Origin of the sequence: Rhizobium sp. NPDC090279 (genome assembly GCF_044769665.1) — a bacterium.
In the GTDB taxonomy this organism is placed as follows: Bacteria; Pseudomonadota; Alphaproteobacteria; order Rhizobiales; family Rhizobiaceae; genus Rhizobium.
The window spans coordinates 1-25,064 of sequence record NZ_JBIVYI010000021.1; the positions used below are offsets into that span (position 1 = coordinate 1).

Genomic DNA, 25,064 nt, shown 5'->3' on the forward strand with positions numbered 1-25,064 from the left:
ATTCCACATTCAAGGGCCGTTTCCCGCAAAGCTCCAGAAACCCTACGGCGCTAAATGGTAGCGCGGGTTTCCTTCGTTTGGCCACCGCTCGCCTGCGGCTGGAAAACAGGTTCAGACATAGCCGTATCGCACAAACGATCACGCCGGAAAGTCAGGATAACTCCATCGGGTCTCGCTGGGAACCGAGAGCAAAGTTCAGTTGGAATCTAAAACTGCTATGCAGGCATATCCCACGGATTCACGAGGTTCACTCCCATGCCCTCAAAATCTTTGACGTTTCGTGTGACCAGTGTCATACGCCGGGTGAAGGCTACCGCCGCGATATACGCGTCATTGATCGGTTTGGGATTAGGTACATGCCATTTCGCCGCGTGAACGGCTGCCGCCTCGTCCAGCGGCAGGATACGGCCGGAAAATGCCCCGAGGACGGTGTTTTCCAGCCAGTTGCGCAGTACCATCCCGGCGACGGGGTCATTGTGCTCCACCAGCCGAACGCCAATCTCCAGCTCGTGTAGAACCACGGATGAAATGAAGGTTTCTGCCGGATCGACGGTTTCGTTCCAAACCACGACATTGGGGTCGGCCCTGCCACTCGCGACCTTGCGGAGTTCAGACACGACATTAGTATCGAGTAAAAGCATCAGGACAGGTCAACCGACGTGGCATGTTCAGTGCGCTGCGGGAGCGGCAAGTCAACGTCGTCTGCTCCCGGCGCGGCAAGCATATCGCCGAGCGTCCGCATTTTACCGGTAAGCCGCTTGTACTCATCAAATGACAAGAGGACATGCGCCGGCCGTCCCCTGTCAGTGATGATGACAGGGCCGTCCTTGGCTGCGCGCTTTGCGCGACCTAGATCGTGATTGAGTTCACGGCCTGAAAGCGTGGTGACGGTCATGGCAAACTCCAACGTTCGTGGCCCGCGACATTTGTGGTTACGTAACCACATTTAATTCACCGAAGCTGGAATTGCAAGAAGTAGTCACAGCCACCGATCGTGCCGACGTGAAACGAGCAAGGCGCGATCGGGGAACGATGGAGAGTATCGGAGAAATCAGCGCGAGCGCCGGCCGACGGCCGGGATTTCGGGAATTCTCGACGCGCAAGGAGCGGAACAAGGGCAGCCGCGGGAGCTTCAACATGGTGGCCGCAAGGGGAAGCGGGATCGACTGCCTACGCTCTTTGCGCTCCATTCTTACGGGAGGGAGGAGAGGTTCGAGGGATGGGGCGCCAGAAGCACCCCTCGTCCCTGGCTCGCGCCGCTCGGCTCGATACCGCAAGGGACAGCAAAGCAGGCCGCGAAGCTGCGCCGCCTTTGCCGGCGGCGCGATCTCACTGCATAATCACCTTCTGCCTTTCAGTTCCGCCATCCGCTCGCCGAGCAGCCACAATGCCTTATTCAGCTCTATATCCTGATCGATCCCGTTGACGGCGCGGGACTTGACACAGCGCGGCCTGCCGAGATCGTCGTGGCCATCCTGCTTGTGTTCATGCCGACGATCTCGATGTCCCCTGCCGTTGGGCGGTCAATGAGGCCAATCAGGTTCATCAGCGTCGTCTTGCCGGAGCCGGACGCGCCCGTCAGGGCACAAAACTCACCAGCCTCCAGCTGTAAGCCAACATCGCGCGGAACGGCTAACCTGTGATCGGCGCCGTAAACTTTACTGACATTTCTGATATTGAGCACTGCAACCCCACCCTGACTGTTTCTCCCTTAAAACGTGTCTCGCTGCTGCTTGCAAGTGAGGCGCAATTGTTTTGTTTCGGCAAAGAGCTGGCAACAGCAAGCTTGGTGCAAGCTATGAGAACAATACTCCTGATTGCACAATCTTGACGTGGGGAGTCCATGGAAATCTCCTCTTCGCAATACCACAGCCAATCGATTACATCCTTGTTGACGGACACTGCGTCGTCTGCACCACTTAGCGAAAGCCTGGTTTCCACCAATAAGTCCTCAGCGATCCCGCCATCGACGGGCCCGAGCTACGGTCGCGGCTATACGTCTTTCCAGCAATCACTTGCAGCATCATACCTCGACGGCAGTGCTTCATTGTCTTCTTCTTCGGCCATGAAAAATGCGGAAGGTCTGACCTTGGCGGAAGCAAGTTCGAAAGGAACCATCAATCCCGCTGACTGGCTGTCGCAGTCAGATAAGGATCTCTACCACAAAGTAACCGGTGGAAGCATCAAGGATGGCATCGCGTACGACGCGGACGGAAATCCCGACTGGAGCGAAAGGAGCCAAAATCTGATAGATAGCCTATACCAGATGCGCAACTATGGCACGTTTGATAGCCAGGGTAACATGACGGCCATCACGGGTACGATTACAGCGTCCGACCGTCAAGGGTACATCGACCATTACAGCCGTGGAGGCTGGTTCAGCTCGGATATGGGTATCCTGGACGAAACCATGAAGGCGTTGACTTCCGAGCAGGCTTGATGCCCGTCAAATCACTATCACGCTTTAATCCGGCGTGGGTTTCAGGGCCGAATGCCCGACCTCTTCAAACCCGGTTCGGATGTTGTCGAAACGGTTGCACGAAGATGTATTATTAAGTGTCTCTCTCTTCGCGCTGCCATCTCTAAACTCAACAACGGCATTGAAGCGAGCGGATCTTCTGCAATCGTCGTTACTCACGTCAGCACGATAGCTAAGCTTTTCGTCCTGCAGCAGATACCAACCAGCGCGCTCAATCACAAACACATCGTCTCCGACGCGATCAATCCCGGCAATTCTCATCTTTTTCACAAAGCCGTGCACCTTGCCTTGATTGGCGAGAGCAAGAGAAAGTCGCTCATCAAGAGTCATTGTCAGCTGTGTGTCCTGGCGTGGGAATTACTTCGAGATCATCAGCAATCTTCTCGCGCTTCGAGAATGTGCCGGCGATTGGCAGCTTCGTTTTCTCACGATCACTTTCATGCACGAAGATGGGCACATCCAGATCGGGCCTGCCGTACATCGCCTCGTGCCAGTGGTTGACCAGAAGCCGCTCTGGCCGGCCACGCTGTAGAATTTCGCCGGCGGCGGCGGAGATACCAGGTGAGTTATAGATGATGATGTTTCCTTGCTCGCGCTCGAGGAGGAACGAGCGAACCACGACACCTTCCAGAAACGGCAACGGAGCCGCCGGCATCGCCTGAAGGCCTCGGGTTGAAGACTGCAGTCCCACTTTGTCGCTCGAGGAAAGAAGGTCGGAGGGCATGCTTCTAATCCTTCCTAGTTGTGTGTCTACCTGCCCCATTGTGTGATCCGGGCTTATTATTAGCGCAAGCTGGATCTGGCCGTCACTACTGTGGTTGATACCGATCCGCTCTGACTTGGCGACACGGGGGCTTCGGGCGCTGATTATAGCTGCGATCACTACCCAGATCACAGCACAGAGGCAGTCACGGCGAGAGCTGATCAACGCGGGAAAGAAACAGCGCGAGCGTCGGAGATGTGTTGGTGCGATTGTATCCAATGACCAGATCGATGGTGGGTGCTTCGCCTGTCAGAGGCCGGCTGGTGACGGACCATGGCAGGAAGTTCTCCGCGTAGGCGGGGAGCAATGCCACGGCTCTCGTCGAGGCGATCAGCGACATCGCCATGGTGAGATTGTGGACACGGTGGGCGGGCTCGATGTTGAGGCCGTTGGCAGCAAGATAGTTCTCGATAGCCGCTCGCATCGGGCCGGCGATGTTCGATCCACCAATGAAAAGTTCGCCGTCGAGCTCGCGTACATCAACACTCGCGTGCGCTGCAAGGCGGTGGTCGCTTGGCATAATCACGACAAACGGTTCGCGCGCGACGGTGATATAGCTGAGCTCTGGCCAATTGGGCTCGGCCCTCATGAGGGCTATATCCAGCTTGCCCGTCGCAAGCAGCTGGGCGAGGTCGGGCGAGTGTTCACTCGATATCGTCATCGCGATATTCCGCAATTCGTCGGCCAATATGCATGTCGTCTTCGCGAGCCAGTTGACCTCCTGGCCGCTGAGGAAGCCGACGGCGAACACAGGTTTCAGCGGTTTGGCCACTCTGCGCGCCGCCTCCACCGCGGCTTCCGCCTGTGCCAGCGCCAACCTGGCATGATCGAGAAAGACTTTGCCGGCGGGCGTCAGTTCAATGCCGTGGACGCTGCGGTTCATCAGCGGGACGCCAACCTCGTATTCGAGATCGCGGATCTGGCGACTGAGAGAGGGTTGGGCCGTATGCAGCCTCTTCTCGGCTGCAAGCGTCAGGCTGCCCTCCTCGGCGACAGCGACGAAATAGCGAAGATGTCTTAGCTCCATGAGTCATCCCATGCCTTGGAGGTATGAGGGCAAGCTTACAAAGTCTTTTTCGATGACGCCAGCAATACCTAAGTTCAGCCCAGCAGAAACGAACTGGCCGCGACCCCACGAAACTCCGCCGGGCAAGGCCATATCTTGAAGGACTGGAACAATGAGTACTCAAGTTGTTTTGATTACCGGTGGACTGACCGGCATCGGACGTGCCGCCGCTATCGCCTTTGCCAAGAAAGGCGCGAAGGTCGTTGTTGCCGGCCGGCGTGACGAGGCTGGCCGAGCCCTCGTCGAGGAGCTGCGTTCTTTCGGTTCGGAGGCTGAGTTCATAAACGCCGACGTCCGTAAGGAAGAGGATGTCCGCGCGATGGTCGACAAGACCGTCGCACGGTTTGGCCGTCTCGATGTCGCGGTCAACAACGCCGCCACCGAGGGCGATCGCGGTATGATCACGGAGCAGACACCCGAAAGCTTTGCCGCGACGTTTGACACCAACGTTCTCGGCGTGGTCCTGAGCATGAAGCATGAAGTGCGTGCCATGCAGGCCCAGGGGAGCGGCAGCATCATCAACATTTCCTCGACTTATGGACACGAGGGGGCCGCCGGCGCTTCGATCTATGTCGGCGCAAAACATGCCGTCGAGGGCATCACCAAGTCAGTGGCACTCGAAGTCGCCAAATCGGGAATTCGCGTGAATGCCGTCGCACCCGGCCCCACCGATACCGGCATGCTCACGCGCTTCACGGAGACTGCCGAGAACAAGGCGGTTCTTGCCGGGCAAGTCCCGCTGGGCCGGCTCGGTCTCTCTGAAGAGGTCGCCGATGGCATCGTGTTCATGGGATCGGACGAGGCGAGGTTCGTCACGGGTCACGTCCTCAACGTCGACGGCGGCCATAGCGCCAATTGATCCCGTCCGGGCGCGGAGCAAATCTCCGTGCCTGGTTTCGGTCGATAAATACCAAGGGAAATCAATGACTCAGCATAGTCACGAGACCGCACCGACACAGTTCGTCGAGGCCGACGGCATCCGCTTCGCTTACCGCCGCTTCGGTGCCGGAAGCGGCGTGCCGCTGGTCTTTTTCCAGCACTTCATGGGCAACCTCGACGATCATGACCCGGCGCTGACCGACGCGTTCGCTGCCGACCGCGAGGTCATTCTCTTCAACAATGCCGGGGTCGCTTCTTCCACCGGAACCACCCCGGACACGATCGAACAAGCTGCACGCGACGCGGCGACGTTTATCGGCGCCCTCGGCCTCAAGGCAGTCGATCTGCTGGCCCACTCGATGGGCGGCATAATAGCCCAGCAACTTGCGCTCGACCGGCCAGAGCTGGTGCGCCGGCTGGTTCTGGTCGGCACCGCGCCACGCGGCGGCGTCGGCCTTGGCTCGATGCCGCCGGAAACGCGAGCGCTGTTCTTCCAGACCTATGAGCATCAGGAGGAGATGTGGCTGCCGATCCTGTTCGCCCCGTCAGAGGGCAGCCAAGCTGCGGGCCGCGCCTATCTGGCACGCATGATGGCCCGCAAGGACCGCGACGCCGAGGTCTCGATGGAGACGGTCCAGGCCCAAGCCACCGCCATCGCGGCATACGGAGCACAGAAGGACGAGACCTACGCCCATTTGAGCGACCTGCACCAGCCGACCCTGGTCGTCAACGGCGACAACGACATCATCATCCCGACCATCAACTCCTACCTGTTGCAGCAGCACCTCCCCAACGCGCAGCTCATCCTCTATCCCGACGCCAATCATGGTGCTCACCACCAGTATCCCGAGCTGTTTGTCCGGCACACCAAGCTCTTCCTCGATGCGTGATGTCCGAACAGAGCCGGCCCGGCCTGAAGCCGGGGCCACAACCCAAGGATTGAAGCCATGTCAGACCGAGCCGAGCCAAAGACGAAGCCCATCAAGATCCCCGGCCAGGACCATCCCATCACGATCGAGCCCAATGCCCATCGTGTCGTCGTCAGGGTCGCAGGACGCATTGTCGCCGATACGCAGGATGCATTGACGCTGCACGAGGCAGGTTATGCGGCCGTGCACTACATACCGCTAGAGGACGTGGACATGACGCTGCTGGAGCGGACGGATCACGCCACTTACTGCCCTTACAAGGGTGATTGCGCCTATTACAGCATCCCGACCGGAGGCGAACGTTCGATCAACGCTGTCTGGACCTATGAGGCGCCCTACGCCGTAGTCGCCGCGATCAAGGATCATCTCGCGTTCTACCCCGATCGCGTCGATTCGATCGAGCAACCGGCAAGCAACTAGCCGCTCTTCGGGTCAAGGCCCTGCAATTGATCACAAAGATGCCGTCGCGAATCCTCGCATCGGCAAACCCCTTGCTGCACCCCGATACAACCTCTTGGACCGGAAGGACGCCAAATCATGATCACGCTCTCGGGAAAAACCGCCCTCGTCACCGGCGCCTCGCGCGGCATCGGCCGTTCCAGTGCCCTCGCCTTGGCGAAAGCAGGCGCCCAGGTGCTCGTCCATTATGGGCAAGGGAAGGTAGAAGCTCAGCTGGTCGTCGAGGAGATCCGCGGAGCCGGCGGTCGCGCCGAGACAGTCACCGCCGATCTGGCCGCCGCGGACGGCGCAATCAAGCTTGCGCAGCAGGTTCGCGCTATCGTCGGCGCTCGGCTGGACATTCTCGTTGCCAATGCGGGCGTCTCAAAGGCTGCGACGATCGAGGAGACAACGATCGAGGATTTCGACCGGCTGTTTGCCGTCAATGTGCGCGCGCCGTTCTTTCTTGTTCAACAACTTCTCCCGATCATGTGCCAGGGAAGCAGCGTCACATTTCTGTCCTCGCTCGCGGCCCACGCTTCCGTCGGCACGCTCTCCGCTTATGCGGCGACGAAGGGTGCTATCGACACCCTCGTCAGGCACTTCGCCGCAGCCCTCGGCCCGCGCGGCATTCGCGTCAACGCGGTCGCACCCGGCGTCGTCCAGACCGACATGTCGAACTTTACCAAAACCGAGACGGGCCGGGACGTCACGCTCGACATGCAGGCGCTCAAGCGCCTGGCTGAACCGGACGACATCGGTGGTGTCGTCGCCTTCCTCGCCTCGGACGAGGCACGCTGGATCACCGGCGACATCTTGCATGTCGACGGCGGCTCCAAGCTCTGAGCCACCGACATGCGATTGGTTTCGATCTATCGCCGCAATCGGATGTAGAGCGCGGACATCATCCTGCAACGCTTTCAACGCTCCTGTCTTCGAGAATGTCCATGACCGTTCGGCGTTCGAGATCAACGATGATCGTGCCGTAGCGCCACGATTTCCTCCAACTCCAGTCGTTGATCCCGATGATCAGCACCGGGGGATCGTCGTCGACCCGTGAAGCATTGCGCTTCAAGTGCCGAACGATGGTGTTGTCGCTGATCGGCATCCCAAGCCGTGTCATCAAGCGCTCTCCGGGCCGCCCGCCGGCGCTGTTCCTCGTCACGCGCAATGGATTTCGCCGGTGGCCATCTTCCCCTGTGAAGGAATGCGCGACGCGGAATCGGAAAAAGCGCTTGCCGCGGCATTCGAGACCGGGGAGTACAAGAGGGTGACGCGGCTGTACCGTAATGATGAGCTGCCGACTGAGCAATGTTGGGTTAGCGGTCCCGGCTGGTGCCTAGCCTATGCTTACGCAACAGTATGGCGGGTAAGCATAGGCTGCGAGTTTAACAGGGCCGCGCAGAACGCATCGGGATGATGACACTTCACATAGCTTGAGGCACAGGCAATCAGCGCAAAACTCGCGACATGGCTTTCAGGGAAACCGTCGGAGCCAAAGCCTTCGAGCTGCGAGAAGGTCTTTTCGGCAAACTCGCGGGTAAGTCCGCGGGCGTTTCCATCTTATTTCCTAGCTAAACCAGGAAACGAGCTCTGCGCCATTGGAAGCTCCCACCCTCAACATCAGCCGTGCCCGGTGCGATTCGATCGTTCGCTTGGAGAGCCCCAGCTCCAACCCGATCTCCGTGTTTGTTTTGCCCTGAGCAACGAGCGCCATGATTTGCCGCTGACGTGCCGTCAGTTGCAATTGACCGGCGTCGACCGATCGGCTCATTTTCTGGAAGCAATATAAAGCAAGGGCGAAAGGATCGCTCGGCTGAAGGGTCCGTCCGTTAACCTGACACCAGAATTGCGCACCGGTCTGATGGTTCATGACGCGCTCGTCATAGTATGATTGCCCGCCATGCAGGTGCTCCTGCCACATCCGACCGGTCCGGGCGAAATCGGAGATTTTCGGGTAAAGACGTGCGAAACTCTGATCGATCAGATCCTTGCGCTCATAGCCGAAAAGCCCTGCAAAGGCATCATTGCAGTCGCGAATGATGCGGTAGGCGGCACAGACCATCGGTACAGGAATATCGCTCAACAAGACGCGGAGAGATGGGACTTCCTTGTCCCGAGACGTGCGGAGTTCGATGGAAGGCATGCAGTATAAATACGGCTAACCTACCCCTGAATTCAAGGATTAGTTTTTGAACAAACCTGACATGCAGGCTGGGAGGAAGCAGATGAACAAGATTTATAGCGACACAAGGCAGGTGTTGGCCGGCCTTCTGAAAGACGGCATGGTCATCATGGCCGGTGGCTTCGGTCTATGCGGCATTCCAGAGGCGTTGATCGAAGCGGTTCGGCTTTCCGGTGTGAAAGACCTGACTGTCATCTCCAATAACGCAGGCGTCGACGGGGTTGGTCTGGGTCGCCTCCTGGAGAGCCGCCAGATCCGCAAGATGGTCTCCTCCTATGTCGGCGAGAACAAGACATTCGAGCAGCAGTATCTTGCCGGCGAACTCGAACTTGAGTTCAACCCGCAAGGCACTTTGGCGGAAAGAATCCGCGCCGGCGGTGCCGGCATCGCGGCCTTCTACACGAAGACAGGCGTCGGAACCATTATTTCCGAAGCGAAGGACATCAGGGAGTTCAACGGTGAATCCTATGTGATGGAGGAAGGACTGGTAGCGGACCTGGCGCTCATTCATGCCTGGAAGGGTGATGCCGAGGGCAATCTCGTTTACCGGAAAACCGCGCGCAACTTCAATCCTGTGATGGCAACTGCAGGCAAGGTCGTCGTCGCTGAAGTCGAATCCCTGGTCGAGAATGGCCAAATCGGCGCCGATCACATCCATACGCCTGGAATTTTCATCTCCCGGATTGTCGAAGTGGCTGACGGCATAAAGCGGATCGAGCAACGCACAATCAGAAAACCCCAAATGGAGGCTAGCCACTAATGGCGTGGAATCGTGAACAAATGGCGGCTCGGGCCGCTCGCGAATTGCGGGACGGCTTCTATGTCAACCTCGGCATCGGCATTCCGACACTGGTGGCAAATTACATTCCGGCGGGCATCGACGTTCGGCTGCAGAGCGAAAACGGCATGCTGGGGATGGGGCCATTTCCGTTCGAGGGAGAGGAAGACGCCGATCTGATCAATGCCGGAAAGCAGACGATCACGGAGCTGCCCGAAAGCAGTTATTTCTCCAGCGCCGAAAGCTTCGCTATGATCCGAGGCGGCCATATCGATCTCGCTATTCTTGGTGCCATGCAGGTGGCCGAGAATGGCGATCTTGCGAACTGGATGATCCCAGGGAGGATGATCAAGGGAATGGGCGGCGCGATGGACCTCGTTGCCGGCGTGCAGCGGGTTGTCGTGGTCATGGAACACGAAGCCAAAGGCGCATCGAAAGTGCTGAAGGAATGTACGTTGCCGTTGACCGGAAAGCGTGTCACCGATCTTCTGATCACAGATCTGGGGGTCTTTACCGTCGCCAGACACGGTGCGCCCCAGATGGGGTTAATCGAACTGGCAGCCGGTGTGTCGATCGAGGAAATTCAGGCGAAAACAGAGGCTAGTTTCACCCTCGCCTTACGGTGAACTTCAGTTGGAAAGTCCTCATGCTTTGGGGGCGGCGGTCGACCTATAGTGTCTACCCAGGCTTGGGACTGCACGCTGAGAAGGGCGCTCGCCCCTCTCAGCGATCGTAAGGTCTCTCAGTTGATCTCCTTCTTCTTTCCTCTTTTCCTCCCTGGCCGGGTGCCCTCTTGGCCACTGACTCGCAACGCCACCACCTTGGTGAATTTGGTAACATGTGAGTTCGGCTGGAAGCCACTTAGCGAAGGGGATAGGCTATCCCGTCTGATCCGACATCGTGAACGAAAGAGCGAGAACAACCAATGGACATGAGACTTTTGCGGTATTTCGTGGCCTGTGTTGAATGCAAAAACATGCACGCCGCCGCCGAAACCGTTCATGTCTCTCAGCCGGCGCTCAGTAAGGCAATTGCGGAACTGGAGGCAGAAATCGGGGCAAAACTACTCGATCGCCTTCCCCGCGGTGTCGCTCCAACAGCCTATGGAGACACGCTCTACCGCTATGCGAAGGTGATCGAAAATGCCGCACGCAGCGCTGTTGCGGAAATTGATGCCATGCGCGGCATGACACGCGGTACGACCGTCATAGGCGTCATTCCTACCCTGACGTCCGTGATCAGCGACGTTGCGCTGGATATTCTCGGTTCGCATCCAGGCCTCAATCTCAAGATCAGGGTCGGTTTCTCGTCGGAACTGCTTGTCGCCTTACGAGAAGGCGATCTCGATATTGCATTGCTCTTTCTCCCCAGTGACAGCTCACCGATAAGCCTCGTCTATGAGCCGCTTGTCGAGTCGTATCCCGCCGTGGTCGTGCGCAAGGGTCACCCGTTAGCGCTTCGGCCCAAACCTACATTGGGAGATCTGGCCGGTTATCACTGGCTAATTCCCGAATTTCCGGCGGCGCACAAAGAGTGCGTTGATAAAGCCTATTTGGATGCCGGCCTAACTCCACCTCAATCGACGATCAGGGTTAGCACGGCCGTTCTCTTCGTCTCCATGATCTCTCGATCCGACCTCATTGGCGTCTTGCCATCGTCGTTGCTGCAGGAAAACGACACATCGGAACTTAGTTTCCTCGACACCGAATTTGGCTTCCCTTTGGAGAGAGTTGGGTTGGCTTTTCGTGAGCACAACACGCTCCTGCCCGGCGCTCGCAAAGTCATGGACCTGATCCGCGTTCGATGTAAGAAATTCAAGTAGCGGCGGCTCTGCCACCGAAATTACACGGGCATCTGCGATCACCTCCGGTTATCGCAAATCGATGTAACTGTCTTTGTCATCCATGTTGCGTATCGGGTAGCTTCAGCCGGTCGCACCAGGGTGACAACGGCGTAATTGCAGGGAGGAAACCGTTGGATAAAACGCTACATCCGGCCGCCTATGGCCAGGCACAACCGGGAAAGGTAGCCGCGACTGCCTTTCAAGAGGCTACCGATACAGTCGGGGCCATGATGGGGCCGGTTGAGTTTCATGTTGCCAAGCAGGAAATATTGGAACTTCTCCATGCCCGCGCTCGAGGCGCAGATCGATATGATCCGGCGCTGATGCGCCGCTGCCATCCTGTCGACGGAACAGACAATCACGGAACCTACCAAGGGTTAATGCACGGATTTATCGATAATCTTGAGAAAACCTTTTCGGAAGGTCCGGTCTGCCTGAGCAAGCTTCATGTCATCGGCAATGCTCTGTTTCACAGTCAGGGCAAAGATATTTTTGTCGAAAGCTACCACGTGGCGCATGAGACATTTGAGCTACCGGGGGGGACTACTTTCTTCCACATCGGCGGACGTTACCTGGATACTTTCAGGCAGGTTGACGGGCGCTGGCTCATCCAGCATCGAGACATTGTCTACGACTGGTCGCGTATAGTACCGGCAACCGAAAGCTTCTGGAACCCAGGACGCCAACCGCGAGCGTTGCTTGGCCGCCGCGATGCCGACGACCCCCTATATAGGCTTGGCGGTTCGCATCGCGGCCAGCTTCCCAGCGCCATTCATTCTTCAGATCTACAGGACAAATCCGCCATGGACCCCGTTCAACGACTTCTCGACAAGCAGTCGATTGCAGAAGTGCTCTATCGTCGTGCCAGGGCTGGTGACCGCTCAGACGCGGAACTGGCGCACAGCTGCTATCATGCCGGTGCAATCGAACGCCATGGCGAATTTGACGGACTGGCAAGAGACTTCATCGATGTCGTATCATTTACCCGACCCAAGCCGGGATCGCCGATCAAGGGTATGTTCCATCTGATCACGAACATTCTTCCCGAGTTTGAGGACGCCGATCATGCCTTCGTCGAGTCCTATCACGTTGCCTGGTGCCAAATGACAGACGGCACTGACGCCACGATCGGAGGTCGATATCTCGACAAGTTCGAGCGCCGTCAGGGACGATGGGCGATTGTGCATCGAGATGTCATCTTCGACTGGAGCCGAATGGAACCGGAGACAACAAAATATTGGGACAAATATCCGGGCAAGCCCTTCCTTATGGGTCAACGCGGCACAGGCGATCCGCTTTACAATTATGTGAGCCGCGGCAGTTGATGCCTTGGGGCTGGGGTCCCGGATAAGGGCCTATGGAGATTAAGCGTCGTCATATCTGCGCCTGAGTTTTCAGGGCAGAGCAATTTACGGCCCGGCTGCGGAGTCATTTTCCGCAGCCGGGTATTTTTTTAGAGGCCGGCCCAAAAGCCCATCCAGAAGCTATTTGCTCGGACGTAGCCGTAGCCAGATATACCCCATCCTCAACAAATGCGACTAATTGCCCCCTAGCGATAACTTCCGGTTATCGGAACCCGCACCAATTGTCTTTGTGGAGATACTCCCTGGTCCGCTAGTTTAACTGAGTGTCAGTGCTCCGGCGCCTGACCGCCAGGGAGGAAAAATTGTTGCAGGGTCAAGTTCTGAGTGCGGACGTCATTATAGTGGGGCTGGGGCCAGTGGGGGCAGTCGCGGCCAATCTGGCTGCGGCTGCCGGCTTCGACGTGCTTGTCCTTGAGAAAGAGTTTGAACCCTTCGCGCTGCCCCGGGCGATCGTATTCGACGCCGAGATCATGCGGATATTCGATCAGATCGGGCTTGCCGAAGAGTTGGCCGGCATCACACGCCCACTTGGTGGCTCGATCTATCTGGGCAGCGACGGCCACCCCATCCGAAGCTTTCACAGTCGGCGTCCCGCGCACTCAAAAGGCTGGTGGCAAAGCAATATATTCTATCAGCCTCAGCTTGAGGCAACGCTGAGAAAAGGACTCGCCCGCTATCCCAACGTAAGGATTGAGCAAGGCTGTGAGGTTCAATCGGTTGTCTCGACGGATGATGGCGTAACGCTCACCGGCAAAGACGTCTCCAAGAGACATTTCGAGGCCAAGGCTCGTTATCTGTTAGCTTGCGACGGGGCCAGCAGCACGATCCGCAAATGCTTGGGTATTGGCCTTGACGATATCGGCTTCGAGGAACGCTGGCTGGTCATTGATGCTCATATCAATGGATCGATGCGCTGGCCGGAATTCTACGAGATCCCGCCAGAAGTCCGTGACGGTCGCTATTCCCTTATGGTCTGTGATCCAAAGCAGCCAGCAACGCTGATCCCGGGTTTGGGCAAGCATCGGCGATGGGAATATATGCTCCTCCAGGGTGAAAGCGACGAAGAGGCACGCCAGCCGCGGCGCATTCTCGAGCGTCTTTCGAACTGGGTCGATCCCGACGACGTCGAGATCATACGCTCCGCCGTCTACCGCTTCCGAGCGCTGGTAGCAGAAACCTGGCGCCATGGATCGACCTTCCTGCTAGGCGACGCGGCGCATCAAACACCTCCCTTTTTTGGCCAGGGCATGTGCCATGGCATTCGCGATGCAGCGCAGCTGATATGGCGCTTGTCGCTCGCATTTCCGCAAGCACCCAACGAGAAGCTTCTGGATGACTATCAGGTGGAGCGGGAGCCGCATGTGCGAGAGATCATTGCGGCTTCGGTTCGAGCCGGAGCAGCGGTGTGCATCACAGACCCAACCCTGGCCCAAGATCGCGACAACGAGTTCAGAGCCGCCGAGCTCGCTCGAAAGGGCACCGTTGCTATCGCGGATATCGTTCCCCCCATTAGATCCGGCCTCATCGATGCAGAGACAGGCGGTCTTAGGCTGCCGGAGTTTGCAGTCGCCAATACAGGCGCCGCTGTTAGGCTCGACACCATACTCAACGGGCGGTTCACGATCCTATCACCTTATGATTTTTTCGACTTGAAGCTGGATCCTGGAACCCTTGCGAGATGGAAGGTTGCAGGCGGTGAGGTCACTACGATTGGCGCATATGGGTCCGCAGAAAGGCTCCGTGACATCGAAGAGCGGTTTGGCAAATGGCTGTCCGAAAACAAGGCAGTCGCCATTATCGTCCGGCCAGACCGCTACATTTATGGCCTGGCGCAAACGGCGGACGATCTACACCGGCAGATTTCTGATCTGCTTAAGCAATTGGAGCCAGACGATGCAGTCTGTCCTCCTTCCACACCGACTGAAGACAAGGAAGCTCACGAGCCGTTGCTCGTGGGAGGTGCAAAATGAAGCTGGCTGTTTTTAGCTTGAATGGCAGACGATCCGTCGGGGTGGTACGCGACGAGATGATTTTCGATATCTCCGATGAGAGCTCCCATTTCGGCTCTCTAGAAAGTTTGCTCTTTTCACGCCCGGATGGTCTCGAGTTTGCTTGCCGGGCTCTGGATAGAGGTTCGGGAATAGTGCTGTCACGGGTCACATTGCACGCCCCCGTACGGCATCCCAGCAAATTCCTGGCGATCGCCGCCAATTATCAAAGCCATATCGACGAAGTTTTGGCGACAAACCCCGGATATGTGCCCCCAGTTTTTCAACGCTGGTTTGCCAAACTGCCGTCCTGCATCAACGACCCCTACGCCCCCATCCTCATGCCGCCGGAGACATCAGCCCTCGATTATGAGGCTGAACTTGCGATCGTCATCGGGAAACGTTGCCGGCGAGTGAAGGCCGAAGACGCTGCGAGTGTCATTGCAGGCTACACGATCTGCAACGATGTGAGCGCTCGTGACTGGCAAAAACGCAGCCCCACCATCATGCTGGGCAAATCCTTCGACAGTCACGGCCCACTCGGCCCCTGGCTGGTCACACCGGATGAAATCCCAGACCCTCACGATCTGCTGATCACTTGCACGGTCAATGGAGAGTTGCGCCAATCCGGCCGGACCGGCGAAATGCTGAACAATTGCTTCGAGCAGATCGCTTATCTTTCGACGGTTTGCACTCTGGAACCAGGTGACCTCATCGCGACCGGCACGCCTGCGGGAACAGGGGCTGCCCTCAACCCACCGGGACTTCTCCAGCCAGGTGATGTGGTGCGCTGTGAGATAGAGCGGATTGGCGCGATTGAGGCGCGTATCGTTCGTGAAACCGTCGCTGAGACAGCACTGCGATACGCTTGATGATGACGATAAGAAAGACGGGAGGCTTTTGGTGAGCGCTTTAGGTTTAAATCACGCGGTACTCCACGCGGTCGATCTCGACAGGCAAGTCGCATACTATACGGATGTGGTCGGGCTTTGCCTTGTCGAACGCGGCAGCGACCATGCCTATCTTGCCACCCGCTCCGGTGCCGACGCATTGCTGCTTCGCCGCGGCCAAGCAACTGCGTTGACCGGCTTGGCCCTTCTCACGCATGCCGACAAGAGTGGGGAGGAAATTCGTCGACAACTGGCTGATGACGGAATTGCCGCCGAAATCCGGCACGATCCACATCCAGGCGTTGCCAGCAGCGTGGCCTTCATTGATCTGGATGGCTTTGAAATCGAGCTCATATCTGATCAGCGGATGCATGCGGCCAGCCCAAGCTGCGGCGTCGCGCCGCTGCGGATCGGCCACGTCGCCCGTTGTGTGCCTGATGTCGTAAGGACCTGTGAATTTTACGGAAGCGTTCTCGGTCTTAAGGTTGCTGACCGGATCGGCGAACATTTCGTTTTCATGCGAACGGGTGTCGAGCACCATACCCTCAATTTTATCCAATCTGATCGCTCGCGGCTGCATCACATCGCCTTCGAGATGCAAGACTCCGCTGCGCTGACAACCGCATGCGATGTCCTCGCTCAAGCAGACTTCAAAGTTATCTGGGGGCCGGTTCGCCATGGTCCGGGTCACAATATCGCGACATATCATATCAATCCGGAAGGCCAGATGATCGAGTTCTATGCAGAGATGGACCGTATGACCAACGAGGCTCTCGGCTATTACGACCCGCGTCCCTGGCATGGCGACCGCCCGCAATGGCCGAAAACATGGCCGGCCGGGCAGGATATCGGCATCTGGGGCCCTGGTCCCCCGGAGGGGTTTCTCAAACAGGGCGTCTGAGTGCGCGAGAAATCTGAATGCAGTTTTGGGAAGAGCATTCGACCGGATCGTCCGATCTGTGATTGTCTGGAACATAAGGGAGGAAAAAATGACACAGACAGCAACGCGCGAGCTCGCGCAACACTGGCGCACTTTGCTTGGGTGCACAATCGCCGCGTCCATCGGCACTATAGGGTTGCAAGCCTATACCAGCGGCGCTTTTGTCCCGGCGCTCGTGCAAGAGACAGCTTTCACCAAGCAACAACTGTCTTTGGCAACGTTTCTCCTATCGACGGTCGTCGCCGTTTGCTCGCCTTTCGCAGGCGCTCTCATGGATCGATTCGGACCATTGCGCATTGTTGCCTTCTCGGTTTTAGGTGAAGCCGCTGCATTCGCGCTATTGAGCCAGATACCTGCCAGTTACGGAATCTACATCTCCTGCATCATGCTGCTGGCATTCCTTGGCGCCGGCACAACCCCGCCAGGCTTCGCGCGAATGGTCGCCGCTCGCTTCGATCGTGCACGCGGATTGGCGCTCGGGACGATGATCAGCGGTTTGGGCCTGATGGCGATCACTGCCCCCATGTGGGCGACCTGGGTGATCGGGGAATGGGGTTGGCGAACGGGCTATCTGATCATGGCGGCGCTGGTGGCATGTCTTGGCGGCGCAGGGCTTCTCCTCGTCAGAAGCGAAGGACATCTTCATTCCATTGTCTCAAAGCCAAGCGTTCAGGCCGCTGAGGGTGTATCGCCGCTAAAGCGCCCCTTGTTTTGGCTAATGCTAGTCGGATTTCTTGCCCCGGCATTCTTCAGCGGCGGTTACCTTTTCCATCTCATTACGCTTCTCCGCGAGCGCGGCTTCACCCCGACGGCTGCGGCGGAGGTCCAGTCGCTGGTGGGCGTCGCAATCCTGGTGGGACGACTGGGATCGGGAACAGCTCTGGACCGATTGTCGCCGTCTCTGGTAGCAACGACCACATTTTCAATCTCGGCGCTCGGCTGCCTGCTGCTGCTGTTTTCGAACCCCTTGTGCATGGGAATTGCAGCCCTCGCGATCGGCCTGACGATCGGGGCGGAACTGGACATCATGGCCTACTTCATCTCGCGCTACTTTGGCCTCAGCCGTTTTGGACGGCTCTACGGGCTCGCCTATGGGATCTTTATCATGTCGGCTGGCGCAAGCCCCGCGCTGATCACCTATCTCGTGGGTTGGGGTGGCTATTCACTGGCGCTCGCGGTTTCGACCGTTGGCACCGTTGCAGGCGCTGCGATCCTGTTTTCCCTACCTGATCCTCGTCGCATCGCTGAACGGCAAGCTCAGGCATTCGCTTGAGCCGAACCGGCGCCACACCTGCCGGGACGCCGAAGGTTCCGGCGGCCCTGCGAAGGCAGGATTCAGCATAACGCATCGGCCAACGCGACATGAGGGCAGCTGAACTCGGCGCGGAATGCAATCACATCGCTCTTGAAGGAGATCGCTCTTTCCTCAAAGCCCCTCATAGACAAAGGAATCAGAGTTCGTGCTGACTTTCCCAACGCCCGGAAAGTCCAGATGCGCGCCTGCGACAAAGACATTCGGCTCGGCTGCACGAACTAGCATCTGCTGCCGCGTCGAACGCGCAGTGTTCTGGTCGGCATCATACTCCCAAGTCAACTCTGGTCTCGCGAACTGAACGGATTGCACATGGATCACGTCCCCCCAGATCAGAAGGGTCTCTCCGGCGCTTGAGACCTCATATGCCGTATGGCCGATTTCATGGCCGTGGGCGTGGATTGCAGTGACACCAGCGCTGACTTTGAAGCCGTTGCCAACAGGCAAGCGGAGACCCTTGAACCGGCTGAGGCGCTCTATCCTGTCAAACATAGGGACCTCGGGTGCCGGGACGAGAAGACGCTTAAGATTTGGAAATGCATCATCGCCATCCGCGGCGACCAAGCCATGTGAATGGTCTTCATGTGTGTGGGTCAGCGCTACTGTCTCAATATCGTTTCGATTGAATCCGGCTTCAGCCAACCCTTGCAGAAGTAAGCCCATGGTGGGCTCCCACGAATTCGCCGCACCCGTATCAATTAGGATGTGTTCACCCTGGTCAACGATCAAAAAAGCATTGACTGATAGGCGAAGCTTTCCATTGACCAGATGGATCTCCTCAGGAAGATCCTTGCCAAAAGGAATGTTTCCCGGGCGACGCAGCCGGCTGGCCGGCATATCCACGTACCCGTCGCGCAACGCAATAACGGTCAGATCCCCGAGCGCATACCGAGCGAAGTTAGTGCCGGATTCGAGTTTCTTCATGATTTTCTGCACCCTGTTTGCAACTACCCGTAACCTGTCGTTTCGCAGCCAATCGTAAGACCCTCAGCGGCATTTTCAATAAGATAACAGGGCATTGAATACAGGGCTTGCGTTATGAATAAATTGACGATCTCCGGCGCCGTCTTCATTGGAAAACCCGCTTTTTGCATTCCCGATGCGGATGGAACCACTGACTCAGTCCGAAATAATGGCAACCGCGCGGGTCCACCCAGCCGACGCATTCTCGATCTTTACCGGGAAGCAGCTGAGAATGAAGCCGGTCGAGGGGAGAGCCTCGAGATTGTGCAGCTTCTCGATGTGGCAATAGCCGGTATGACGGCCCGCCTTGTGCCCTTCCCAGATGAGGGAGGCATCGCCGGTTTCCGTGTATTTCCTGGCCGTGTGCACGAAGGGCGCATCCCAGCTCCAGCCATCCGTGCCGGTGACGCGCACGCCCTGATCGGTCAGGTACATGGTCGCCTCATAGCCCATGCCGCATCCGCTGGCGACATAATCGGCGTGGCCGAACTTGGCCCCGGCCGATGTGTTGACCACCACGATTTCAAGCGGGCTGAGCTTGTGACCGATACGCTTCAATTCCGCTTCGACATCGGCAGCCGTTGCGACATAGCCGTCGGGAAAATGACGGAAGTCCAGCTTGACGCCAGGCTGATAGCACCATTCCAGCGGAACCTGATCAATGCGCCAGGCCGGCTCGCCATGGTTCATCGTCGGGTGATAGTGCCATGGGGCATCGAGATGCGTTCCATTGTGGGTGGAGAGCGCAATATGCTCCACCGCCCAACCGGCTCCGTCAGGCAGGTCCTCCGCCTTAAGGCCGGGAAAGAAGGAAAGGATCTGCTTAAGGCTCTGGCTGTGATCGATATAGGTGATCGCCGGAATCTGGATCGGTGGATCGGCCGGGATATCGTTGGCGATCGGCACTGACAGATCGATGATACGCTGGGTCATGGGTTACCTCCTCCGCTATATGTGGTCCGCCGTCACTTGCCGTGACGCACAACCTTGTTCTTCAGAACACCGATCTTTTCGATCTCCAGTTCGATGACATCGCCGTCTTCCAGAAAGATGCCGGTTTCAAGGCCGCAGCCATTGCCGATGGTGCCGGAGCCGATGAATTCGCCGGCATGAACAGTCTCCCCCTGCGACATGTGCGCCAGAAGCTTCTCGAAGCTGAAGAGCATCCCGGCCGTCGAGCTCTCGCAACGCAGCTCGCCGTTCACACGCACGCAAGCCTTGAGCGAATAGGGGTCGGTGATTTCATCCTTGGTGACGATCCAGGGCCCAAGCACATTGGCGCCGTCGAAGCTCTTGCCCTTGGCCGGCCCAAGCCAGCCTGGCATCTCCTTGGCTTGCTGGTCGCGAGCCGAGAAATCGTTGAAGATCGTATAGCCGAAGATATGGTCGCGCGCGTTCGTCGCGCTGATATCCTTACCGCTCTTGCCAACAACGACGCCATATTCCAGCTCGTAGTCCATGACCTTGGAATAATCGGGCCAGACGACGGTATCTTCTGGTCCTGAAACAATCATCCGATTGGTGATGTAGTAGATCGGCAGTTGCTTGTAGACGTCGGCAAGCGGCGGCAGCGGTTCCGCATCCAACGCGGCGATCGCCTGCTCGTCACCACCCAGGGCCAGTCGGCGTATACCGCGCGACGATTGGCGGATGTGGATCTCGTAACTCATGCCATCGCGCATCTGCGTAGGTCGGGGCAATGGAGATAGCAGGCGCACATCGGTGATCGCAACCGAGAAGTCGGCGTCGCCGACATGTCTCTTGAACAGTTCCGAGGCGTCAGCCAATGCGGCATCCCCGCCCTCAATCAATGCGATCATGGATGTGAAGCGATCCAAATTACCGAGGCCGCTTTTGCCAGCCGCAGCGTGTAGGTCGAACAAACGCTTGTTGTCGGCATGCACGATTCCCACGCTGATATCGCCAGCGGCGGTTTTATAGGTCGCAAGTTTCATTGGCTCCTCTCCTCCAAATTCTATAGATGACTTGAGATCGTATATATTTTATGCTTTTATCGATATATTAAACTGCCCCGGTTGGGAAGCAGGTTTCTTTGGGAGGAGAAAACATGAACTCGATTTCGAAGGCTGCGCTCGCCGCAGGCCTTGCCATTGTCGCTTGGACGGGAGCTGCAGCAGCCGAGACGAAAATCAATATCGGATGTACGGCGACCACCGACTGCGCATCCGCTGCGGTCGCGCTTGAGCAAGGCATATTCAAGAAGCACGGCCTCGATGTTTCGATGACCTTGATCGGCCTGAATTCCAATATTCCCGCGGCACTCCTTTCGGACTCCGTACAGATCGGCGGTCCGACGCCGACGGTGTTCCTGCAAGCCGTCGATGGCGGACTCGACCTTGTCGGCGTTGCCGGTGCGAGTTCAACGGCGCAATCGACCTACGACAGCGTCGGTGTTCTGGTCGGGCCGAATAGCGGCATCGCCAAGCCGGCCGACTTTGTCGGCAAGAAGGTCGGCGCGCCTGGCATCGGCGCATTTCTTCAGGTGCTGTTTTCGAAATGGCTGATCGACAATGGCGTTGATCCGAAACAGGTCAACTTCGTCGAAGTCACCTTTCCGACCATGAGCGATACCCTGAAATCCGGCGCCGTCGATGCCGTCGTGACTGCCGAACCGATGATGTCGCGCATCATAGAATCGAAGGTCGGCATCAACGCAGGATACTTCATCAAGACGGTGCCCGATGGCCGGCCGGCCATCCTTTATGCCGCAACCCGCGAATGGGCCGATGCCAATCCGCAGCCGATCGCGGCATTTCGGGCCGCAATCGGCGAAGCGGCCAAGATCGTCAACGACGATCCGGACGCGGGGCGCAAGGCAATCGCCGATTTCACCAAGATCCCGCAGACTGTGTTGTCGAAAATGAAGCTGTCCTTCTCGGACCCAACGCTCAACCAGGACCAGCTCGACTGGTGGGTCGCCACCATGGCACAGCAACATATGCTGCAGGGAAAGCCGGATACGGCTACACTGATCGAGAAGTAATTGGGGAGTGACGAGTGACCAAGCTGTTTGGAACCGTGGCGGAGTTCGCAAACTCCGAGACCCTCAGCGAAAGAGCTGCGGCGGTCTTGGAGCACGATATTCTTGCCGGCGTTTGGCAGCCGGGGGATCGGCTTGGCATTCAGGCTCTGTCCGAGCGGTACGAGATCGGTGCGACCCCCTTGCGCGAAGGGCTCTCCCGACTGGTATCCCGCGGCCTGGTCTCCGCCGTCGGCCAGCGAGGTTTTCGCGTGGCAAGCGTTTCCGAAGCCGATCTCGCCGATATCACGCAGGTTCGCATCCTTGTGGAGACCGAAGCGCTGCGCCGTTCGATGCGCGACGGCCTCGACGAATGGGAGGCGGGCATTCTCTCTTCGCTGCACCGCCTTGTCCGATCTGTCGAACGCGAGCCCGAGACCATGCGTGAGGGATCGCCGGAATTCGATCATCTACACAAGGCGTTTCATCGCTCGCTGCTCGAGGCCTGCGGCTCTGACCGGCTATTGCGCCTGCACGACGATCTCTATTATCAGGCTTACCGCTACAGACGCACGATGATGAGCCGCATCGACCATCATGAGCGCTTCATCGAGCAGCACCGGTTTCTGGCCGATATCGTGCTCTCGAGACAGTCCGAACGAGCCGAAGCCGAACTCTCCGCCCATCTCCATCAGACATTGGAGATCGTCTACCACGGGCCGACGCCTTTGGCCGGGAAGTGAAGACATGGATGCCATGACATCAAGCAATGCGATGATCGCTTTCGACGGAATCAGCCTGGCCTACGGCGACCGAACGATCATCTCGGACCTGTCCCTGACCATCCACCGCGGCGAGATCGTCTGCATCATCGGCCCATCCGGATGCGGCAAGACCACGGCCCTGCGCATGGCGGGCGGTCTGGTGCGCCCGAATGGCGGAACGGTACGCTTCAAGGGCCAGCCGTTGACCGCGCCGAGGCGCGACGTGGCAATCGTCTTTCAGGATTATGGAAAGGCGTTGCTGCCCTGGCGCACGGCGGCATCCAACGTCTCACTTGCGCTTGAAGCCGCCGGCACGCCGAGCGGGGAGCGGGTTGACCGGTCCCATGCCCTGCTTGCCAAGGTGGGTCTGGCGGGCCACGAGCACAAATACCCGACCGAAATGTCAGGCGGCATGCAGCAGCGTATCCAGATTGCCCGCTGTCTGGCGCAGGAGCCGTCCGTCCTGCTGATGGACGAACCGTTCGGCGCGCTCGACGCCATGACGCGCCAGGGCCTTCAGGACGAGATGCTGGCCCTGGTCGCGGAAACCGGCGCTGCCGTCCTCTTCATCACTCACGATCTGGAAGAGGCCGTCTATCTGGGCGACAGGGTCATCGGCCTCTTGCCGCGCCCCGGCCGTATCGGCATCGAGCTGAACGTCGACCTGCCGCGGCCGCGCAACCAGCTCGAAACGCGAGAAATGCCGGAATTCCTGCGGTTGCGTCGCGTCCTGTTCGATTTCATCGAGAGAGCCGAACAATGAAACCCGGATGGTGGAGAGGGCTTGTCGTCCCAGTGATCCTAATTCTGCTTGGCGAGGCTGCCATGCGCCTTTACGGATCGACCTCGCTATCACTGGCGGCACCAAGCGACATAGCTGTTGCTCTCTTTCGCAGCCTTGCCGATACATCCTTGCTGGCGGCAACGCGTGACACCTTGATCATGGCCGGCGCCGGCTTGGTACTCGGCGGGCTGATCGGCCTGATGCTTGGCATCCTGTTTGGCCTCGCCAGCACGGTCGACCGGCTGATGGAAGTGAGCGTCGAGCTGATCAGGCCGATACCATCGGTGGCCATATTGCCGATTGCGATGCTGGTGTTCGGTTTCGGGTTCCGCATGGAAATCGCGATCGTCGCATTCTCCTGCATCTGGCCGATGATGATCCTCGTCCGCTCCGCCATGGCAGGTATAGAGCCACGCCTGCTGGAAGTGGCCCAGACCCTTCGCCTTTCGACATGGCAGCGCCTGTATACGATCGTGCTGCCGGCCGCACTGCCGCGTATCATCGTCGCGTTCCGCCTTGCCGCAGCCATGGCGCTGGTCGTGGCGGTGACTGTCGAGATCGCAGTCAATCCTCTCGGGCTCGGCTATGGCATTCTGGTCGCCCAGCAGGGCCTGCAGCCGGCAACCATGCTCGCTTATCTGATCTGGACTGGTCTGCTCGGCTGGGCCGTCAATGCCTTGTTGTCCGTTGCACAACACCGGTTGTTGGGACGCGCAGCCACGATTGGAGTGACGACATGAGATGGGGATCGCGCCTGCTGTTTCTCGCCGGCAGTCTAGCCGTTGCAATTTTCCTCGTCTGGCTCTGGCAACTCGCCGCCGATCATCGATTGGTCAATCCCGTCTTCCTTCCCGGCCCCGATCGCGCCTGGAAAGCGTTGATGACCGGATTTAGTCAGGGAGACCTCGGCGCCAAACTCCTCGCCACAATCGAACGTATGTTCTGGGGCTGGCTGATCGCCTCGCTGGCAGGCGCCGGGCTTGGCGCCATCATCGGCAGTTCGCCGACACTGCGAGCCTATCTCGCCCCCACTTTGGAATTCCTGCGTCCCTTGCCGGCTTCGGCCACCATTCCAGTCGCCATTGCGATCTTCGGCCTTTCGGATGGGATGGTGCTCGTCGTCATTGCTTTCGGGGCGATGTGGCCTGTTCTGCTCGCGACCATCCATGGTTTTTCGGCCGTCGAGCCGCGCCTTTACGAAGTGATGCGGGCGCTCGGCTTTTCGCGCGCAAAGGTCATCTGGAAGGTCGCGCTGCCTTCGGCGTCGCCCGACATCCTGGCCGGCATGCGGCTTGGCCTTACCGTCGCGCTTATCCTGTCGATCGTCTGCGAGATGATTGCCGGCCGTAATGGACTGGGCAACTGGATCCTTCTGTCAGCCCGTTCGTTTCGGGCACCCGACCTTTATGCCGGCGTGATCCTGCTCGGAGCTCTCGGCTACGCGACGTCGGCGGCCATATCGGTGTTCGAACAACGGCTGCTCGTTTGGCGTTCGAGAGCGCGTTGACTGAGCGCGACGGCATTTCTCGCTCAACATTTCAAGTAGCAAACTGCCTAAAAGCGGAGACTATGTGTTCTCTCCCGCCGTCGGGATTATTTGCATCAGAGCGTCAAAGACGGCAATCTGTGATTTATCAATCGATGCATAGCCACGGCCCTGGTTCCATTCGAAACGGCTGTGGGGTTGTGTCACGTTGTCTGTGGCTTAACGGTCGTCGG

At 58.2% G+C, this 25,064-nt stretch carries 28 protein-coding genes and 2 pseudogenes; 19 read left to right on the forward strand and 11 right to left on the reverse strand.

Features of this window, described 5'->3' with window-relative positions; translation table 11 throughout:
- Positions 1-215: 215 nt before the first annotated feature.
- The 3 genes from ACIQWP_RS30620 to ACIQWP_RS30630 all read right to left on the reverse strand — a co-directional run bounded on the left by ACIQWP_RS30620 (position 216) and on the right by ACIQWP_RS30630 (position 1,684).
- Entirely contained in the window at positions 216-641 is a 426-nt protein-coding gene (locus ACIQWP_RS30620) for a type II toxin-antitoxin system VapC family toxin (protein ID WP_402795958.1), read from the reverse strand.
- Positions 641-895, reverse strand: a complete 255-nt coding sequence (locus ACIQWP_RS30625) for a type II toxin-antitoxin system Phd/YefM family antitoxin (RefSeq protein ID WP_402795961.1) — start codon at positions 893-895, stop codon at positions 641-643. Before ACIQWP_RS30625 ends, ACIQWP_RS30620 begins: the two co-directional genes overlap by 1 nt.
- A 507-nt stretch (positions 896-1,402) precedes the next feature.
- Positions 1,403-1,684 carry an ATP-binding cassette domain-containing protein gene (locus ACIQWP_RS30630; RefSeq protein ID WP_402795964.1) on the reverse strand — a complete coding sequence of 94 codons (282 nt, stop codon included), beginning with the start codon at positions 1,682-1,684 and terminating at the stop codon, positions 1,403-1,405.
- 159 nt (positions 1,685-1,843) lie between these two features.
- Here ACIQWP_RS30630 and ACIQWP_RS30635 point away from each other — a divergent pair, with 159 nt between their 5' ends.
- Positions 1,844-2,440, forward strand: a complete 597-nt coding sequence (locus ACIQWP_RS30635; RefSeq protein ID WP_402795967.1) for a hypothetical protein — start codon at positions 1,844-1,846, stop codon at positions 2,438-2,440.
- Positions 2,441-2,464: 24 nt separating this feature from the next.
- Here ACIQWP_RS30635 and ACIQWP_RS30640 read toward each other — a convergent pair whose 3' ends face one another.
- The 3 genes from ACIQWP_RS30640 to ACIQWP_RS30650 form a co-directional block, all read right to left on the reverse strand.
- On the reverse strand, positions 2,465-2,809 hold the full coding sequence (locus tag ACIQWP_RS30640; protein WP_402795970.1) for a hypothetical protein: 345 nt from the start codon (positions 2,807-2,809) through the stop codon (positions 2,465-2,467).
- Positions 2,799-3,203, reverse strand: a complete 405-nt coding sequence (locus tag ACIQWP_RS30645) for a hypothetical protein (RefSeq protein WP_402795972.1) — start codon at positions 3,201-3,203, stop codon at positions 2,799-2,801. The genes ACIQWP_RS30640 and ACIQWP_RS30645 overlap by 11 nt, the downstream gene beginning before the upstream one ends.
- A gap of 184 nt (positions 3,204-3,387) precedes the next feature.
- Positions 3,388-4,269, reverse strand: coding sequence for a LysR family transcriptional regulator (locus ACIQWP_RS30650; RefSeq protein ID WP_402795975.1), 882 nt, complete (start codon positions 4,267-4,269; stop codon positions 3,388-3,390).
- Between the two features lie 151 nt (positions 4,270-4,420).
- Between ACIQWP_RS30650 and ACIQWP_RS30655 the strand changes: the two genes are divergently transcribed.
- The 4 genes from ACIQWP_RS30655 (at position 4,421) to ACIQWP_RS30670 (ending at position 7,400) form a co-directional block, all read left to right on the forward strand.
- Positions 4,421-5,167 carry an SDR family NAD(P)-dependent oxidoreductase gene (locus tag ACIQWP_RS30655; protein WP_402795978.1) on the forward strand — a complete coding sequence of 249 codons (747 nt, stop codon included), beginning with the start codon at positions 4,421-4,423 and terminating at the stop codon, positions 5,165-5,167.
- Between the two features lie 64 nt (positions 5,168-5,231).
- Complete coding sequence (locus ACIQWP_RS30660; RefSeq protein ID WP_402795980.1) at positions 5,232-6,077, forward strand: alpha/beta hydrolase; 846 nt, start codon at positions 5,232-5,234, stop codon at positions 6,075-6,077.
- Positions 6,078-6,134: 57 nt separating this feature from the next.
- A complete protein-coding gene (locus ACIQWP_RS30665; RefSeq protein ID WP_402795981.1) occupies positions 6,135-6,536 on the forward strand; it encodes a DUF427 domain-containing protein in 402 nt (133 codons plus the stop codon).
- 117 nt (positions 6,537-6,653) lie between these two features.
- On the forward strand, positions 6,654-7,400 hold the full coding sequence (locus ACIQWP_RS30670; protein ID WP_402795983.1) for an SDR family NAD(P)-dependent oxidoreductase: 747 nt from the start codon (positions 6,654-6,656) through the stop codon (positions 7,398-7,400).
- A gap of 64 nt (positions 7,401-7,464) precedes the next feature.
- Here ACIQWP_RS30670 and ACIQWP_RS30675 read toward each other — a convergent pair.
- Together ACIQWP_RS30675 and ACIQWP_RS30680 are read right to left on the reverse strand one after the other, a co-directional pair.
- Positions 7,465-7,710: pseudogene (locus ACIQWP_RS30675) on the reverse strand (ISL3 family transposase); the annotation flags it as partial.
- A 414-nt stretch (positions 7,711-8,124) separates the two neighbouring features.
- Complete coding sequence (locus ACIQWP_RS30680; protein ID WP_402795986.1) at positions 8,125-8,700, reverse strand: LuxR C-terminal-related transcriptional regulator; 576 nt, start codon at positions 8,698-8,700, stop codon at positions 8,125-8,127.
- 82 nt (positions 8,701-8,782) lie between these two features.
- On the opposite strand from ACIQWP_RS30680, the gene ACIQWP_RS30685 reads away from it, so the two are divergent.
- The 9 genes and pseudogenes from ACIQWP_RS30685 to ACIQWP_RS30725 all read left to right on the forward strand — a co-directional run bounded on the left by ACIQWP_RS30685 (position 8,783) and on the right by ACIQWP_RS30725 (position 17,815).
- Positions 8,783-9,499: a CoA transferase subunit A gene (locus ACIQWP_RS30685; protein ID WP_402795988.1), complete on the forward strand. Its 717-nt coding sequence runs from the start codon at positions 8,783-8,785 to the stop codon at positions 9,497-9,499.
- Positions 9,499-10,143: a 3-oxoacid CoA-transferase subunit B gene (locus ACIQWP_RS30690; RefSeq protein ID WP_402795991.1), complete on the forward strand. Its 645-nt coding sequence runs from the start codon at positions 9,499-9,501 to the stop codon at positions 10,141-10,143. The genes ACIQWP_RS30685 and ACIQWP_RS30690 overlap by 1 nt, the downstream gene beginning before the upstream one ends.
- Positions 10,144-10,442: 299 nt before the next feature.
- Positions 10,443-11,339: a LysR family transcriptional regulator gene (locus ACIQWP_RS30695; protein ID WP_402795994.1), complete on the forward strand. Its 897-nt coding sequence runs from the start codon at positions 10,443-10,445 to the stop codon at positions 11,337-11,339.
- A 152-nt stretch (positions 11,340-11,491) separates the two neighbouring features.
- A complete protein-coding gene (locus ACIQWP_RS30700; RefSeq protein WP_402795997.1) occupies positions 11,492-12,685 on the forward strand; it encodes a nuclear transport factor 2 family protein in 1,194 nt (397 codons plus the stop codon).
- Between the two features lie 344 nt (positions 12,686-13,029).
- Positions 13,030-14,694 carry a bifunctional 3-(3-hydroxy-phenyl)propionate/3-hydroxycinnamic acid hydroxylase gene (locus tag ACIQWP_RS30705; RefSeq protein ID WP_402796000.1) on the forward strand — a complete coding sequence of 555 codons (1,665 nt, stop codon included), beginning with the start codon at positions 13,030-13,032 and terminating at the stop codon, positions 14,692-14,694.
- Entirely contained in the window at positions 14,691-15,584 is an 894-nt protein-coding gene (locus ACIQWP_RS30710; RefSeq protein ID WP_402796002.1) for a fumarylacetoacetate hydrolase family protein, read from the forward strand. The genes ACIQWP_RS30705 and ACIQWP_RS30710 overlap by 4 nt, the downstream gene beginning before the upstream one ends.
- A 31-nt stretch (positions 15,585-15,615) precedes the next feature.
- Positions 15,616-16,281: pseudogene (locus ACIQWP_RS30715) on the forward strand (VOC family protein); the annotation flags it as partial.
- A 48-nt stretch (positions 16,282-16,329) separates the two neighbouring features.
- The gene (locus ACIQWP_RS30720; protein ID WP_402796027.1) at positions 16,330-16,503 is read left to right on the forward strand and encodes a hypothetical protein; all 174 of its coding nucleotides are present in this window, start codon (positions 16,330-16,332) and stop codon (positions 16,501-16,503) included.
- 58 nt (positions 16,504-16,561) lie between these two features.
- Positions 16,562-17,815, forward strand: a complete 1,254-nt coding sequence (locus tag ACIQWP_RS30725; protein WP_402796004.1) for an MFS transporter — start codon at positions 16,562-16,564, stop codon at positions 17,813-17,815.
- A 153-nt stretch (positions 17,816-17,968) separates the two neighbouring features.
- On the opposite strand, the gene ACIQWP_RS30730 is transcribed toward ACIQWP_RS30725, so the two are convergent.
- From ACIQWP_RS30730 to ACIQWP_RS30740, 3 genes are all read right to left on the reverse strand, one after another.
- Positions 17,969-18,778: an MBL fold metallo-hydrolase gene (locus ACIQWP_RS30730; RefSeq protein ID WP_402796005.1), complete on the reverse strand. Its 810-nt coding sequence runs from the start codon at positions 18,776-18,778 to the stop codon at positions 17,969-17,971.
- A gap of 195 nt (positions 18,779-18,973) precedes the next feature.
- Complete coding sequence (locus tag ACIQWP_RS30735; protein ID WP_402796008.1) at positions 18,974-19,750, reverse strand: cyclase family protein; 777 nt, start codon at positions 19,748-19,750, stop codon at positions 18,974-18,976.
- Positions 19,751-19,782: 32 nt separating this feature from the next.
- The gene (locus ACIQWP_RS30740) at positions 19,783-20,772 is read right to left on the reverse strand and encodes a fumarylacetoacetate hydrolase family protein (protein ID WP_402796011.1); all 990 of its coding nucleotides are present in this window, start codon (positions 20,770-20,772) and stop codon (positions 19,783-19,785) included.
- 113 nt (positions 20,773-20,885) lie between these two features.
- Here ACIQWP_RS30740 and ACIQWP_RS30745 point away from each other — a divergent pair, with 113 nt between their 5' ends.
- From ACIQWP_RS30745 to ACIQWP_RS30765, 5 genes are read left to right on the forward strand one after another with little or no spacing between them, the layout of a single operon-like run.
- On the forward strand, positions 20,886-21,821 hold the full coding sequence (locus tag ACIQWP_RS30745) for an ABC transporter substrate-binding protein (protein ID WP_402796013.1): 936 nt from the start codon (positions 20,886-20,888) through the stop codon (positions 21,819-21,821).
- A 14-nt stretch (positions 21,822-21,835) separates the two neighbouring features.
- Positions 21,836-22,540: a GntR family transcriptional regulator gene (locus ACIQWP_RS30750; protein ID WP_402796016.1), complete on the forward strand. Its 705-nt coding sequence runs from the start codon at positions 21,836-21,838 to the stop codon at positions 22,538-22,540.
- 4 nt (positions 22,541-22,544) lie between these two features.
- Entirely contained in the window at positions 22,545-23,324 is a 780-nt protein-coding gene (locus ACIQWP_RS30755) for an ABC transporter ATP-binding protein (protein WP_402796019.1), read from the forward strand.
- Between the two features lie 32 nt (positions 23,325-23,356).
- On the forward strand, positions 23,357-24,085 hold the full coding sequence (locus ACIQWP_RS30760; protein WP_402796022.1) for an ABC transporter permease: 729 nt from the start codon (positions 23,357-23,359) through the stop codon (positions 24,083-24,085).
- The gene (locus ACIQWP_RS30765; protein WP_402796024.1) at positions 24,082-24,852 is read left to right on the forward strand and encodes an ABC transporter permease; all 771 of its coding nucleotides are present in this window, start codon (positions 24,082-24,084) and stop codon (positions 24,850-24,852) included. Before ACIQWP_RS30760 ends, ACIQWP_RS30765 begins: the two co-directional genes overlap by 4 nt.
- The last annotated feature ends 212 nt before the right edge of the window (positions 24,853-25,064 follow it).

Coding starts and splice junctions, on each gene's coding strand:
- ACIQWP_RS30620 (WP_402795958.1), bottom strand. CDS start 641: ATGCTTTTACTCGATACTAATGTCGTGTCTGAACTCCGCAAGGTCGCG.
- ACIQWP_RS30625 (WP_402795961.1), bottom strand. CDS start 895: ATGACCGTCACCACGCTTTCAGGCCGTGAACTCAATCACGATCTAGGT.
- ACIQWP_RS30635 (WP_402795967.1), top strand. CDS start 1,844: ATGGAAATCTCCTCTTCGCAATACCACAGCCAATCGATTACATCCTTG.
- ACIQWP_RS30640 (WP_402795970.1), bottom strand. CDS start 2,809: ATGACTCTTGATGAGCGACTTTCTCTTGCTCTCGCCAATCAAGGCAAG.
- ACIQWP_RS30645 (WP_402795972.1), bottom strand. CDS start 3,203: ATGCCCTCCGACCTTCTTTCCTCGAGCGACAAAGTGGGACTGCAGTCT.
- ACIQWP_RS30650 (WP_402795975.1), bottom strand. CDS start 4,269: ATGGAGCTAAGACATCTTCGCTATTTCGTCGCTGTCGCCGAGGAGGGC.
- ACIQWP_RS30655 (WP_402795978.1), top strand. CDS start 4,421: ATGAGTACTCAAGTTGTTTTGATTACCGGTGGACTGACCGGCATCGGA.
- ACIQWP_RS30660 (WP_402795980.1), top strand. CDS start 5,232: ATGACTCAGCATAGTCACGAGACCGCACCGACACAGTTCGTCGAGGCC.
- ACIQWP_RS30665 (WP_402795981.1), top strand. CDS start 6,135: ATGTCAGACCGAGCCGAGCCAAAGACGAAGCCCATCAAGATCCCCGGC.
- ACIQWP_RS30670 (WP_402795983.1), top strand. CDS start 6,654: ATGATCACGCTCTCGGGAAAAACCGCCCTCGTCACCGGCGCCTCGCGC.
- ACIQWP_RS30680 (WP_402795986.1), bottom strand. CDS start 8,700: ATGCCTTCCATCGAACTCCGCACGTCTCGGGACAAGGAAGTCCCATCT.
- ACIQWP_RS30685 (WP_402795988.1), top strand. CDS start 8,783: ATGAACAAGATTTATAGCGACACAAGGCAGGTGTTGGCCGGCCTTCTG.
- ACIQWP_RS30690 (WP_402795991.1), top strand. CDS start 9,499: ATGGCGTGGAATCGTGAACAAATGGCGGCTCGGGCCGCTCGCGAATTG.
- ACIQWP_RS30695 (WP_402795994.1), top strand. CDS start 10,443: ATGGACATGAGACTTTTGCGGTATTTCGTGGCCTGTGTTGAATGCAAA.
- ACIQWP_RS30710 (WP_402796002.1), top strand. CDS start 14,691: ATGAAGCTGGCTGTTTTTAGCTTGAATGGCAGACGATCCGTCGGGGTG.
- ACIQWP_RS30720 (WP_402796027.1), top strand. CDS start 16,330: ATGATCGAGTTCTATGCAGAGATGGACCGTATGACCAACGAGGCTCTC.
- ACIQWP_RS30730 (WP_402796005.1), bottom strand. CDS start 18,778: ATGAAGAAACTCGAATCCGGCACTAACTTCGCTCGGTATGCGCTCGGG.
- ACIQWP_RS30735 (WP_402796008.1), bottom strand. CDS start 19,750: ATGACCCAGCGTATCATCGATCTGTCAGTGCCGATCGCCAACGATATC.
- ACIQWP_RS30740 (WP_402796011.1), bottom strand. CDS start 20,772: ATGAAACTTGCGACCTATAAAACCGCCGCTGGCGATATCAGCGTGGGA.
- ACIQWP_RS30745 (WP_402796013.1), top strand. CDS start 20,886: ATGAACTCGATTTCGAAGGCTGCGCTCGCCGCAGGCCTTGCCATTGTC.
- ACIQWP_RS30755 (WP_402796019.1), top strand. CDS start 22,545: ATGGATGCCATGACATCAAGCAATGCGATGATCGCTTTCGACGGAATC.
- ACIQWP_RS30765 (WP_402796024.1), top strand. CDS start 24,082: ATGAGATGGGGATCGCGCCTGCTGTTTCTCGCCGGCAGTCTAGCCGTT.